The sequence below is a fragment of the Bacillus sp. NEAU-CP5 genome (genome assembly GCF_026420705.1).
Taxonomy (GTDB): Bacteria; Bacillota; Bacilli; order Bacillales; family Bacillaceae; genus Bacillus; species Bacillus velezensis.
The window spans coordinates 357,404-369,869 of the sequence record NZ_JAPMOV010000004.1 but is presented as its reverse complement, the minus strand read 5'-3'; the positions used below and the strand labels follow the sequence as shown (position 1 = coordinate 369,869).

At 47.1% G+C, this 12,466-nt stretch carries 14 protein-coding genes; 4 read left to right on the top strand and 10 right to left on the bottom strand.

Features of this window, described 5'->3' with window-relative positions; genetic code table 11:
- Positions 1-282: 282 nt before the first annotated feature.
- The 3 genes from OTK50_RS14600 to speE form a co-directional block, all read right to left on the bottom strand.
- Positions 283-501, bottom strand: coding sequence for a helix-turn-helix transcriptional regulator (locus tag OTK50_RS14600; protein WP_003151056.1), 219 nt, complete (start codon positions 499-501; stop codon positions 283-285).
- 168 nt (positions 502-669) lie between these two features.
- Entirely contained in the window at positions 670-1,542 is an 873-nt protein-coding gene (gene speB / locus OTK50_RS14595) for an agmatinase (protein ID WP_020957975.1), read from the bottom strand.
- A 58-nt stretch (positions 1,543-1,600) separates the two neighbouring features.
- Positions 1,601-2,431: a spermidine synthase gene (speE, locus tag OTK50_RS14590; RefSeq protein ID WP_003151052.1), complete on the bottom strand. Its 831-nt coding sequence runs from the start codon at positions 2,429-2,431 to the stop codon at positions 1,601-1,603.
- Positions 2,432-2,630: 199 nt separating this feature from the next.
- Between speE and OTK50_RS14585 the strand changes: the two genes are divergently transcribed.
- Positions 2,631-4,703, top strand: coding sequence for a transglycosylase domain-containing protein (locus tag OTK50_RS14585; protein ID WP_101670745.1), 2,073 nt, complete (start codon positions 2,631-2,633; stop codon positions 4,701-4,703).
- A gap of 24 nt (positions 4,704-4,727) precedes the next feature.
- Here the strand turns inward: OTK50_RS14585 and OTK50_RS14580 are convergent, their stop codons facing one another.
- The 3 genes from OTK50_RS14580 to OTK50_RS14570 form a co-directional block, all read right to left on the bottom strand.
- Positions 4,728-5,159: a hypothetical protein gene (locus tag OTK50_RS14580; protein WP_224223890.1), complete on the bottom strand. Its 432-nt coding sequence runs from the start codon at positions 5,157-5,159 to the stop codon at positions 4,728-4,730.
- Positions 5,160-5,302: 143 nt separating this feature from the next.
- Positions 5,303-5,821: a YwhD family protein gene (locus OTK50_RS14575; protein ID WP_082998252.1), complete on the bottom strand. Its 519-nt coding sequence runs from the start codon at positions 5,819-5,821 to the stop codon at positions 5,303-5,305.
- A gap of 12 nt (positions 5,822-5,833) precedes the next feature.
- On the bottom strand, positions 5,834-6,493 hold the full coding sequence (locus OTK50_RS14570) for a site-2 protease family protein (protein ID WP_003151043.1): 660 nt from the start codon (positions 6,491-6,493) through the stop codon (positions 5,834-5,836).
- Between the two features lie 105 nt (positions 6,494-6,598).
- Here OTK50_RS14570 and OTK50_RS14565 point away from each other — a divergent pair, with 105 nt between their 5' ends.
- The gene (locus OTK50_RS14565) at positions 6,599-6,787 is read left to right on the top strand and encodes a 2-hydroxymuconate tautomerase (protein ID WP_003151042.1); all 189 of its coding nucleotides are present in this window, start codon (positions 6,599-6,601) and stop codon (positions 6,785-6,787) included.
- A gap of 37 nt (positions 6,788-6,824) precedes the next feature.
- Here OTK50_RS14565 and OTK50_RS14560 read toward each other — a convergent pair whose 3' ends face one another.
- Positions 6,825-7,244 (bottom strand): MarR family winged helix-turn-helix transcriptional regulator, encoded by a 420-nt coding sequence (locus OTK50_RS14560; RefSeq protein WP_007407650.1) that lies wholly within the window; start codon positions 7,242-7,244, stop codon positions 6,825-6,827.
- Positions 7,245-7,629: 385 nt separating this feature from the next.
- Between OTK50_RS14560 and OTK50_RS14555 the strand changes: the two genes are divergently transcribed.
- The gene (locus OTK50_RS14555) at positions 7,630-9,009 is read left to right on the top strand and encodes an amino acid permease (protein WP_032864567.1); all 1,380 of its coding nucleotides are present in this window, start codon (positions 7,630-7,632) and stop codon (positions 9,007-9,009) included.
- 64 nt (positions 9,010-9,073) lie between these two features.
- Here OTK50_RS14555 and OTK50_RS14550 read toward each other — a convergent pair whose 3' ends face one another.
- From OTK50_RS14550 to OTK50_RS14540, 3 genes are all read right to left on the bottom strand, one after another.
- Positions 9,074-9,574 carry a YwgA family protein gene (locus OTK50_RS14550; RefSeq protein ID WP_007407653.1) on the bottom strand — a complete coding sequence of 167 codons (501 nt, stop codon included), beginning with the start codon at positions 9,572-9,574 and terminating at the stop codon, positions 9,074-9,076.
- A 39-nt stretch (positions 9,575-9,613) separates the two neighbouring features.
- Positions 9,614-10,915: an HD domain-containing protein gene (locus tag OTK50_RS14545; RefSeq protein ID WP_032875878.1), complete on the bottom strand. Its 1,302-nt coding sequence runs from the start codon at positions 10,913-10,915 to the stop codon at positions 9,614-9,616.
- A gap of 159 nt (positions 10,916-11,074) precedes the next feature.
- On the bottom strand, positions 11,075-11,299 hold the full coding sequence (locus OTK50_RS14540; RefSeq protein WP_003151034.1) for a DUF1450 domain-containing protein: 225 nt from the start codon (positions 11,297-11,299) through the stop codon (positions 11,075-11,077).
- Positions 11,300-11,501: 202 nt separating this feature from the next.
- On the opposite strand from OTK50_RS14540, the gene OTK50_RS14535 reads away from it, so the two are divergent.
- Positions 11,502-12,275 (top strand): RsfA family transcriptional regulator, encoded by a 774-nt coding sequence (locus OTK50_RS14535; protein WP_007407656.1) that lies wholly within the window; start codon positions 11,502-11,504, stop codon positions 12,273-12,275.
- The last annotated feature ends 191 nt before the right edge of the window (positions 12,276-12,466 follow it).

Sequence of the window (12,466 nt, the reverse complement as noted above, 5' to 3'; positions counted from 1 at the left end):
CTAACATCCCGGTCGCAATTAAGTTTTTTCTTATATCATTCAAAAACATTTTCGCAGAACATCCAAACACTAGTTTATTTTTCACAAGTAATCATTTGATTTTTTCTATCTTTGATTTGTTCAATATTGCATACTTATTTCTTTTGTTTATTCTTCTGAAATGGAGAACAAATTTGAACTACCTGACAATCTCAGTTTTTATTTTCACGGCATTCCTGTATAGAATGTTTTTTTAGCATATATAAATAAACCCCCTCAATAGGGGTTTTTCTTTCATTTCGTTCACTGTATACAATTCCTTTTATATGCTTCCGAAACAATACCCACTCTAGTACTCACATTCCACTTTTTACAGAGACCGGCTATGATATATTCGACATTACGCTGCGAGTAGTTTAATGACTTAGCGATCTCTTTATTAGGTTTTTCAGCAATTATCAGTTTAATTACAGAAATTTCAATCTTTTTTAATTCCAATTCATTTTCTACTGCTGTTTTCATTCTAACTTCCTTTCTAAAGATGTATTTACTAAATAATACCCTATTATATAATTTTTATCAATAACATCAATTATTAATGGTAAAATAATATGTTGCTTTTACTAACTTCTAAGTAGTTTATATACAATATAAAAATCCCCCGCCATGTTTCAAGCGGGGGAAATTCTTTTATTTCACAAACCCAAGCAGCATTTCACGAATCATCTTGCTTGCCGTGTTTGCGGTTTGTTCTGAGTGGTCATAGACCGGCGCGACTTCTACGAGGTCAGCGCCTTTTACGTTGACTTCTGAGCGCGCGATTTCATGGATGGACGCGAGTAATTCTTTAGACGTGATGCCTCCTGCGTCAACCGTGCCCGTTCCCGGCGCATGAGCGGGATCAAGAACGTCGATATCGATCGTGACATAAACAGGGCGTCCCGCAAGCTGCGGCAGCACTTTTTTCAGCGGCTCAAGCACTTCAAACTTAGAAATGTGCATGCCGTTTTCTTTCGCCCATTCAAATTCTTCCTTCATTCCGGAGCGGATGCCGAATGAAAATACGTTTTGCGGCCCGATGAGCTCGGCCGCTTTGCGGATCGGAGTAGAGTGGGAAAGCGGTTCGCCTTCATAATCCGTGCGCAGGTCGGTGTGCGCGTCAAAATGAATGATGGCAAGGTCCGGAAACTTCTTATACATGGCTTTTATGACAGGCCATGATACAAGGTGCTCCCCTCCCATGCCGAGCGGGAACTTTCCTTTTTCTAAAATGCTGTCCACGTATTCTTCAATCATATCAAGGCTTCTTTGCGGATTGCCGAACGGAAGCGGAATGTCTCCGGCGTCAAAGAAATTCAAATCAGCCAAGTCACGGTCGAGATACGGGCTGTATTCTTCAAGACCGATAGACACCTCGCGGATTCTCCCCGGGCCGAATCGTGAACCCGGACGGTAGCTGACCGTCCAATCCATCGGCATGCCGTAAAGGATGGCGTCCGCCTCTTTCCAGTCGGGGTTGCTTGCGATAAATACTTTTCCTGAATATGCTTCCTCAAACCTCATGATAAAACCCTCGCTTTCCTGTAAAAAAGCGCAAGATTCGCTCCTGCGCCGTACGTTTTTATTTGATTAAGTCGCTCACAAATTTCGGAAGAACAAATGCCGCTTTGTGAAGCTCTTTCGTGTAATATTTCGTGTCGATGTCAAAGAAACGGCTGTCCTCCACTTCAAGCGGATCGTACTTTTTAGAACCGATCGTAAATGTCCACAGGCCGCTCGGATACGTCGGGATATTAGCCGTATACAGACGGGTGATCGGGAAGATTTCTTTCACGTCACGCTGTACGTTTGTAATCAGCTCCGGTGTAAACCACGGGTTGTCCGTCTGCGCGACGAAGATGCCGTCTTCTTTTAACGCCTTGGAAATTCCGGCATAGAAGCCTTTTGAGAACAGATTGACGGCCGGTCCGACCGGTTCTGTTGAATCAACCATGATGACGTCATACTCATTTTCTGATTTCGCGATGTGCATGAAACCGTCATCGACTCTCACGTCGACGCGCGGATCATCAAGCTTGCCCGCAATGGACGGAAGGAATTTTTTAGAGTATTCAATAACCTTGCCGTCAATGTCGACAAGCGTCGCTTTTTTTACGCTTGGGTGCTTCAGAATCTCTCTGATGACACCGCCGTCTCCGCCGCCGACAACGAGGACGTTTTCCGGATTCGGGTGCGTAAATAACGGGACGTGCGCAACCATTTCATGATAGACGAATTCATCTTTTTCAGAAGTCATGACCATTCCGTCTAAGAACAGCATGTTGCCGAATTCTTCTGTCTCCACCATTTCCAGATGCTGAAATTCCGTCTGTTCCGTATGTAATGTTTGTTTCACCTTTAATGTAATGCCGAAATTCTTCGTCTGCTTCTCCGTATACCAAAGCTCGCTCAATTGTCATCTCCCTTTCAAGGCTTATTTCATTTATTGTAAGCGTCTGTATCGCTTTTATTCCGGTTAAAATCTCATTTTCACCTAAGGAAAAAGTATAGAGGATGGAGGGAAAAAAGTAAAGAAGTGTCCGGTTTGATATGTTTAAAAAACCCCCTTTTTTCACATAATAATAGAATCATGAAAAAGGGGGTTCCCAAAAGTGGATAAAGTATCTGGAAAACAGCTCAGAATCACATTCAAAATCATCCGCGCCTGCATCTTTCTGACACTGATCGGCGGAATGCTGGCCGGCGTCTGCTTCACATCCGTTCTTCTTGCAGCGAAATGGCAGGGGGCCCCCTCCGTCCGGGTTCCTCAGTCTACGATTCTTTATGCAAATGACGGCTCAAAGCTAGGTGAGACCGATTTCGGGGAAAAGCGCTACTGGGTCCGGTTAAAAGATATCAATCCGATAGCGGTGCAGGCCGCCATTGCGGTGGAGGATCAAAACTTTTACAATCACCACGGTTTTGATTACCGGCGGATGGCCGCCGCCGCGCTGGCTGACATAAAGGCAATGGCCAAGGTTCAGGGCGCAAGCACCATCACCCAGCAATACGCGAGAAATCTCTACCTTGAGCATGATAAGACATGGAAACGAAAATGGAACGAAGCATTTTACACGATCCGCCTTGAACAGAACTATTCTAAAAACGAGATTTTAGAAGGTTATGTAAATACGATATATTACGGACACGGCGCATATGGAATTGAAGCCGCCTCCCGCCTGTATTTCGGCAAACACGCCAAAGATCTGAACGATGCGGAAGCCGTGCTTCTGGCGGGCATACCGAAAGGCCCGTCCGGCTATTCGCCATATGTCAGCGAAAAGAAGGCCAAACAGCGCCAGGAAACCATTCTCCGACTGATGGCCGGACAAAAAATGATCTCAAACGAAAAGGCGGAAAGGCTTAAGAAAATGCCGCTTGCCTATCAGCCGCTGAAAAACAGAACCGCAGCGAAAACGGCGCCTTATTTTTACGATGACGCGATGAAAGAACTCGAGAAAAAGCTCGGCATGACGCGCGAACAGCTCGCAACGAGCGGATTGCGTGTTTATACGACGCTTGATAAGCGCATGCAGCGGATTGCGGAAAACACTGTGGCACATACGATCCGTACCGGCTCTGACATTCAGGTCGGCTTTTCCGCGATTGATCCGGCAACAGGGCGCGTGCTTGCGCTTCTCGGCGGACGTGACTACGAAAAAAGCCCGTTTGACCGGGCGACACAGGCGAAACGGCAGCCGGCTTCCACGATCAAGCCGCTTTTGTACTACAAAGCGATTCAAAGCGGCTTTACACCGGTCACGCTGATGAAAAGCGAAGCCACAGAGTTCCAGATTGACGACAACGGAGATACTTATTCTCCAAGCAATTACAACGGCTACTACGCCAATAAACCGATTACGCTGCTTCAGGCGCTTGCGTTGTCAGACAACATTTATGCCGTGAAGACCCATCTCTTTCTCGGCATGAATAAGCTCGTGTCGGCGGCAAAGGAATTCGGCATCAGCGAACATTTAAAGCCCCTTCCGTCTCTGGCGCTCGGAACTGAGCCCGTGCGCCCGATTGAGATGGTTAATGCCTACGCGATGCTCGCAAACGGGGGAAAACAAATCACCCCTTCCTTTATCACAAAAGTGACGGATACCGCCGGCAACGTCTTGTATGAACAGCCGCGCGGACATCAGCAGACGCTTGATAAAAAAGCCGCTTTTGTGACGGCGAGCATGATGACAGGCATGTTTGATCAGGATTTAAACGGCTATACTTCCGTCACGGGACGCACCATTTCTGACCGGTTGACCCGAACCTATGGCGGTAAATCAGGCACGACCAGCGCAGACAGCTGGATGATCGGCTTTAACCCGGCTCTTGCCGCCGGTGTATGGACAGGCTATGACAAAAGCAGCACGATTGATTCAGTAGAAGAAAAAAGCTATGCGAAGACGATTTGGGCGGACTTTATGGAGAAGGCGCTCGAAGGAGAACCGGAAATAGCGCTTAAACCGCCGAAGGGCGTCACGGGCGTCTATATCGATCCCGCTTCCGGCTACACTTCGGGACCCGGCTGCGCCGCAAAGCATTATACGTATTTCATCGCAGGCACTGAGCCCGCGGATGTGTGCTACGGAGCGGAACCGTCTAAAAAAGAAAAGGAACACGCCCCCGCCCGCAAAGAAGCTCCGCGCAAAAAATGGTGGGATAAGTGGCTCGGCAAAAAAGACTGAGCCCGGTGCATTGCGCGCCGGGCTTTAATCCGCGTCTTCCTCAAGCACCCATGGGAGCAAGAGTGAAAAGTCGAGATGGATAATAGGGTCAGGAAAACCCTTCGGTATAAAAAATGTTGTACTCGGCAATGAAAACGAAAAGCGGATATCTCCCGCCCTCTCGATATGAAACTTCGGCCAGCCTTCCCTAAACCTGCCGACAATCGGATAGCTGCCCGCATAATGATGCAGGCCGTTTTCCTTTCCATGCTCCCCCAAGTCGTGACAGACAGCCGGACGAATCCCAAACTGCGTAAACAGCCTTGTTTTCTCGGCAGGAAGGAGATTCACCGCCTCGGAAAAGTTCCGGCAGTGCCCGCAATTGCAAGGATCAGGCCATGATTTTTCGTATTGTTTTCTCGTTTCCGCCGCATCTGCTTCAATGACCCTAGGCCCGATTTCAAAGACGGTGAACATGATGAAACCTCCGCGTAAACATGAAAAACCCCGAGTCTTGGTTCGGCTCGGGACTTTCCATGTCCTGATTCTGTATCAACAGTTTACTCAGTACAATTGCAAAATAGTGCAAATATTTATAAAGTTCACAAAAAGTTCACAAATTATTTTTCTTCCGGAAGCAGACCTTTTTTCAATTCATCGGATGAACGTTCCCATAGCCCTTGGTCATGCTTCTGCAGAAATTCAGCAAGCACCTGCTTTGAGCTGGCGTCCATTTTGTCCACGATAATGCAGCGCTTCATTGATTTATCCATTAAATTCACATGCTCCGGCAATGACTTATAGCCTCTGCGGATACTTCTGTCCACGGTCATTTCACAAGCCGTCACACCCGCGTAATAAGGGCCTTCTTCTTTTCTGTCGATGGTGACCCACACGAGCCAGTACGGTTTTCCGTTCGGCACTTCATCTTTGTTCGGCAGGAATTTGATGCCTTTTTCAACGACACTGCGGGCATGCATTGCGCCGATGTCAACGAAGGCTTCCTTCTCTTCCACATCGACAAATACCGGAGAAATATTGTCAAGGCTCAGCGCCCCGGCGCCAAAACCGCCATGTCCGTCGGTCGGATCACTTTTAATAATATTAAATCCGATTGTTTTCTTCTTTTTTTCTTCCATGAAAATACCCTCCTACAAAAGCGGTTGAAATATAATGGCAAATACCTTGAGAATCCAGTCTCTCCCCTCGCTTAACAGCGGCCACACGACATAGGAGCCGACCGGTGTCACAAACAGCACGAGAAACACGATAATCCCGTAGCTCTCAAACTGAGTCATTTTGGCGCGCACCCGCGGCGGCACGAGATCCTCAATAATCCGGTAGCCGTCAAGCGGAGGAAGCGGCAGCAGGTTGAATAAACACAGCGCGAGATTCAGCTGAATCCAAATAGAGAAAAAGCGGTCAAGGCCCATGCTGAATGCAGAAAGCAGCTCCATTCCGTAAGCATGCATCAACACTAGCAAAAAGAAACCGATAAAGGCAAGAAGCAGGTTGCTTACAGGCCCGGCGACGGAAACCAGCACTCCCGCCAGCCGCGGTCTTTTAAAGGCGCGGCGGTTCACCGGCACCGGACGGGCCCAGCCGAAACCCGCGACCAAAATTAGAATCGTTCCGAAAACATCAAGATGTTTAATCGGATTGAGCGTTAATCTGCCCTGTCTCGCCGCGGTATCGTCTCCGAACCGATACGCGACATACGCGTGCGCCAGTTCATGCATCGTAAATGCCACGATAAGCGTAATCACGACATAGGGCATAAGCTCCAGCGGATAATATAAAAATCTGTCCAAATGTAAAAATCCCCTTTTTTAAAAAATGCAAGATTGTCCTTCATTCAGTATACTATAAGTGACCTCTCTTCCAAAGAGAGGAAACGATAAAGGAGGATCAGCACCATGCCGCTCGTAACCGTTAAAATGCTTGAAGGCCGCACAGATGAACAAAAACGGAATCTGGTTGAAAAAGTGACAGAAGCCGTAAAAGAAACGACAGGCGCAGCCGAAGAAAAGATCATTGTCATGATTGAAGAAATGAGAAAGGATCATTACGCCGTCGCCGGCAAACGGATCAGCGATACGGAGTAATCCTTGATAACGGCCGGCGCTGCTATGTCAGGCCGGCTTATTTCATTACTTTTTCAACGAGGCTGAAAAAGGTGTTCTTTTCTTCCTCTGTCAATGCTTCAAACAGCTCGTCAATGAGCATCTGCCGGTTTTCAATCATTTGCATGGCAGCCATTTTTCCCGATTCGGAAAGCGTCATCCATACCGTGCGCCGGTCTTCGTTATTTCTCGACCTTTCCACGAAACCCTCTTTTTCTAAATGATTCAGAGCGGTTGTCGTGGCCGAAGGCGATAATGTGACTTCCTGCAATATATCTTTAATCGTGCACGTGCCGTGCCGGTAAATAATCCTGAGAATAAATCCTCTGATATTGTTTATACTCTTCGGAATTGTCGCCTCATCAAGCTTTTTAGTGCTCTTTAAATATTTCGTGAGCGCGTAATCCAGTACATTTGCTTGCAATATATCGTGCTCCATGCAGAAACTCCCCATTTCAAGATGCATCCATCATCATTTGATTGTTTTTTATTACATTTTACTGATACCTCGCGGGGAAAGTCAAAATTTCGGCCGGAAAGCCCGCAACTTTTATCCTGCCCTATACAGACTATTATCTCCTACTTTTTCACCTATCCCTTTTATGCAATGCTGGTTTTATAGACATGATTCAGGTAAAATCATTAAGGGTGACTGCGTTTGACGGAAAGGATAATCTGATCGGATGCGGCAGACAATATGACTGGAAAAGAAACGGAACAGACGGGGAAACAGAACACAGGATTGTCGATTACACAGAAGATGTGACACGGGTAAAAGCCAAAGAGCCCCTCTTGGCTTTTGCTTTTGGATGGAGGGATGCGTGTTGCGGAATATCCTACAAAAAAAAGACATCACCCAGCTGCTTGAACAAAGCAGAAACAGGCAGACTGCCAAAACGATGGGTGGATTTGATTTAACTTTACTGGGCATCGGCGCCGTCATCGGGACGGGCGTCATGGTTCTTACAGGCATTACGGCCGCGAAAAATGCCGGGCCTTCCGTAATCTTTTCTTTTATCATTGCAGCCGTTGTCTGCAGCCTTGCAGCATTATGTTACGCCGAAATCGCTTCTGTTCTCCCGGTTTACGGAAGCGCCTATATTTACTCTTATACCACCATGGGAGAAATTGTCGGCCATTTAATGGGCTGGACGCTCTTATCCGTTTATATGGTGACGGCGTCGGCGGTGGCAAGCGGCTGGTCAAGTTATTTTAATAATCTGTTAGCCGAAATCGGCATGCCTTTGCCGGACAGTCTGCTGCACGTGCCGAGCCAGGGGGGCATCGTCAACCTTCCTGCCATCATCATTACTCTATTAATTGCCGTCGTTCTGTCACGCGGCTCCAAAGAGAGCAAAACCTTTAATAATATAATGGTTCTCGTAAAAATCGGAATTGTTTTGCTGTTTATCATCACAGGAAGCTTTTTTGTAAAGCCGGGCAATTGGCATCCTTTTATGCCTTTTGGAATCAAAGGCGTCATTACAGGGGCTTCTGCCGTCTTTTTTGCGTTTCTCGGATTTGACGCGATTTCCGCTTCGGCTGAAGAAGTCAAAAAACCGCAGCGCAACCTGCCGATCGGTATTATCGGTTCACTGGTGATCTGTACATTTGTATACGTCATCGTCTGTCTCGTCATGACGGGTATGGTTCCGTATTCACAGCTTAATGTGCCGGAAGCCATGTCATATGTGTTACAGACTGTAGGACAAAACGCGGTGGCGGGCGTTATCGCTGCCGGTGCGGTGATCGGACTGATGGCCGTCGTTCTCGCCCATACCTATGCGGCGACCCGTATATCTTTTGCGATGGCAAGAGACGGAATGCTGCCGAAAGTCTTTACCATTGTCGGAAAGAAATCGGGAGCTCCGATCTTTAATACGTGGCTGATCGGACTGATCAGCGCCTGCATCGCGGGTTTTGTTGATCTGAAAGAGCTGTCAGATCTCTCAAACATCGGCGCGCTATTGACATTTGCCATGGTCAGTCTGTCCGTGCTGATTCTGCGCCGCACCCATAAGGATCTGCCGCGGGGATTTAAAGTGCCTTTTGTACCAGTACTGCCGATTTTGGCCATTATCTGCTGTTTGTTTTTAATGGTCAATCTGCCGCTGAAAACGTGGCTTTATTTTGCCGTCTGGCTGATCATCGGCGTCATCGTTTACTTTTTATATTCGTACAAGCACAGCAAATTGAGACAATAAACAAAACCAGGCCCGCTTTATCGCGGCCTGGTTTTTTCATCAAAAAAGACGAAAGCCATCGCCTTTAACAAATGTGTTTCAGCTCTTCTATGTAGTGAAGCGCCTCATCATATTCTTCATCTGTATATTTCTGTTTGCTTTTTATCGTAAACACTTTCTCTTTCTTTTCCTCAGCTTCAAGGCCGTCAAAATACAAAATCGTAGACACCAGCTCCAGAAACCGCGATGAGCGGCTGTTGACGCTGTCGATGTACTTCTTCATATCCGGCATCGTAAGCTCCGCATGATGTAAAAACTCGGCTCCCGTCTCCGTCAGCGAGTACCGGTATTGAAAGTAGCCGCCCTTTTTTTCCTTCACCTCATCCAGAAACCCAAGATTGCACAGCTCTTCAATTCGAAGCGTCAGTTCTTCGGAATACGGGCCGTAAAAATGAAAATCATATTTTTCGTAGAAAGGATACTGCATTTTCTTCGCGATATAAATGATTTTCTGCAGCTTTTTCCGCCCGATGATTTCTCCAGAATCCGAGAACACCTTCATCAGTTTTGCATGTTCTTTCAACAAATTCCCGACATCTCCTTTTCCTTCTTTACCAAAATCCTTCTATGTCAGTCCCAGCAGCTGCCGGATTTTTAATTTTGCTTCAGGGTTTTCTGAATCGTCACAAATGAGGTCCATCGGATAGTAGAGCTTATGGTCCGTCCGGCGTTTGCCCGAAATGGATTCGACAATGGCGGACTGCCTGGACAGCTCTTTGATCTGGCCGTTCTGCGTTAACAGGTGAATCGGCAGACGCTCCTCCTCTTCACCCGGCCGGTAAAAATCATACGGCAGATCCGATGAAGAATCGACCACTAAATAGTAATTGGGATCAATTCCCGCCTCTTTAAACAGAGCGGTCAGTTCAAAATAAGCCGACATTTCCTCATTGGGGTTAAATTCGGCATATTGAAACAGCTGGCGGTTAATGAAGCGGCGGCACAAGTCGGACAGAATCGGGTCCTCTTCTTCCTCCCAAGCCTGGAAATAATATAAAATGATGGCTTCATCAAGCTTCAGATAATCCGCAAGCGTCAGCTTCCCTTCAAAAATGGAATAAAAATGAACGGGAGCATGAGTGAATATATACCCTTCTTCATGGAGCTGCTTCGCACGGTGGAGAATTTTCGTCAAAATGACTTCAGCACTTCTCGTCACGGGATGAAAATACACCTGCCAGTACATTTGATAGCGGCTCATAATATAGTCTTCGACGGCGTGCATGCCGCTTTGCTTAATGACGATCTGGTCCTCACGCGGACGCATCACCCTTAAAATCCGTTCCATATCAAAATGTCCGTAGCTGACGCCCGTATAGTACGCGTCCCGCTGAAGGTAATCCATCCGGTCGGCGTCAATCTGACTCGAAATCAGGCTGACCACCTGCTTGTTTTTGTATGTTTTGGCAATGACTTCGGCAACATCCTGCGGGAATCCCGGCCCCGCCTTTCTGAGAACCTGATTCACCTCAGTATCGCCGAGGATGATTTCCCTCGTAAAGTCTTCATGATCCAGATGAAAAACCTTTTCAAAGGAATGTGAAAACGGCCCATGTCCCAAATCGTGCAAAAGCGCAGCGCTGAGACAGAGTTCGCGTTCATTGTCATCCCATTCAGGACGCCCTTTAAAAACATCATCAACCATTCGTCTGACAATCTCATAGACGCCGAGAGAATGGTTAAAACGGCTGTGTTCCGCGCCGTGAAACGTCAAATACGTCGTACCGAGCTGTTTGATCCGGCGCAGCCGCTGAAATTCACGGGTGCCGATCAAATCCCAGATCAGCTTGTCCCGCACATGAACATAGCGGTGAACGGGATCTTTAAACACTTTTTCTTCTGATAATTTTCCGTTTGGATACGCCATCGTCATTCCCTCTTTTTTTTAGCCGTGATTCTATTATATCGGCTCTGTAATTTGAAAACATCCTTGAATTTGTCCGGCGTTTTGTTCCAGTTTTCCGACATTGATTTTTTGAAGCAAAAAAGCCTGACCCATCGGGCGAGGCTGTCGTAAAATACACATTTACTTTTTGATCTTCTTTTTCACTTTCTCAATCAGCTCGTCCTCAGTCGGCGCCGACAGCGGGCGGTTGTTTACGAAAGCAAACGATTTTTTGCGTCCGGGCCCGCAATATGACTGACATCCGACCTCCACTTTTGCATCCGGGTCAGCTTCTTTCAAACGCGGCAGCAAAGTCTTAATATTGGTGGCCTGGCAATCATCACACACTCGGAATTCATTAGCCATGATGTACGCTTCCCTTCATTCAATGTTCCTCTATGTTAAAACTTAATTTTAAAAACGAAAAAAATCACATCACATCTCATTGTACAAGGATTCATCTTATCCTGCAAGGCTCTGCGTATCTCTCATTCTTTCAGCCAATTTGTATAAATATTTTCCAATCTGGACATTCTAATACCATCAAAGATATTGGGGGTTGAGAACATTGACAAAACAAAGACAGGACGCCTGGTCGGAGGAAAACGACCTGCTGCTTGCGGAAACCGTGCTCCGGCACGTCCGGGAAGGAAGCACGCAGCTGAACGCCTTTGAAGAGGTAGGCGATAAATTAAACAGAACGTCGGCAGCGTGCGGATTCAGGTGGAATGCCGTCGTGCGCCATCAATACGAAAAAGCGCTTCAGCTCGCCAAAAAACAGCGGAAACAGCGGATGCGCGCGCTCGGAAACGGCCAGCCGGCCAAGAAGAAACTATTATATCAGCCGCCTGCGCCGGATGCGGACATCATGCAGGAAACCGCAGCCGAAGAGACGGTTCAAACGGAAGCGCCAAAAGAGGATCGGCAAGCCGTCATGTCCGGCGAACATATGCCTTATGTCGATGAAAGCTTCAAGGAAGAGTTAGCTAGTTTATCACATTTGCTGGCGCCTCAGCAGCCGAGCCAAAAGGCGGAGCTCACAATGGCAGACGTCATTCAATTTCTGAAGAGCTATGAAGGCAGCGGAAAGCAAACTTCCGCCCTGCAAATGGAAAATGACCGTTTAAAACGGGAAAACCAAGAACTTCAGTCTAAAACCGAGCAGCTGGAAGCGGCCGTCGAAAAGCTTGAAAAAGATCAAAAAACCATTCAGGAAGACTACGAAACCTTGGTGAAAATTATGAACAGAGCCAGAAAACTAGTTTTATTTGAAGACGACGAACATGCTTCTCCGTCCTTCAAAATGGACCGGAACGGCAATTTAGAAAAAATGGCCGAATAACGGAAAAACCCCTTTCCTTGTCATGGAAAAAGGGGTTTTTGCCATTTGTCAATGACGCGCATCCTGATCTATATTAATGTAAACATTGTTCAGGAGGCCTTCTTCCCGCAAGGGCTGCGCATCTCGGTCCCCGCCCGCACATAAGCATAAAGATTCAATTCCTCATCCCAAATGGTTCTTGGGAATTATTG

Excerpts from the sequence above, each read along its gene's own strand:
- OTK50_RS14600 (WP_003151056.1), bottom strand. The coding sequence starts at position 501 with ATGAAAACAGCAGTAGAAAATGAATTGGAATTAAAAAAGATTGAAATT.
- OTK50_RS14560 (WP_007407650.1), bottom strand. The coding sequence starts at position 7,244 with ATGGAGCACGATATATTGCAAGCAAATGTACTGGATTACGCGCTCACG.
- speB (WP_020957975.1), bottom strand. The coding sequence starts at position 1,542 with ATGAGGTTTGAGGAAGCATATTCAGGAAAAGTATTTATCGCAAGCAAC.
- OTK50_RS14565 (WP_003151042.1), top strand. The coding sequence starts at position 6,599 with ATGCCGCTCGTAACCGTTAAAATGCTTGAAGGCCGCACAGATGAACAA.
- OTK50_RS14540 (WP_003151034.1), bottom strand. The coding sequence starts at position 11,299 with ATGGCTAATGAATTCCGAGTGTGTGATGATTGCCAGGCCACCAATATT.
- OTK50_RS14580 (WP_224223890.1), bottom strand. The coding sequence starts at position 5,159 with ATGTTCACCGTCTTTGAAATCGGGCCTAGGGTCATTGAAGCAGATGCG.
- OTK50_RS14545 (WP_032875878.1), bottom strand. The coding sequence starts at position 10,915 with ATGGCGTATCCAAACGGAAAATTATCAGAAGAAAAAGTGTTTAAAGAT.
- OTK50_RS14575 (WP_082998252.1), bottom strand. The coding sequence starts at position 5,821 with ATGGAAGAAAAAAAGAAGAAAACAATCGGATTTAATATTATTAAAAGT.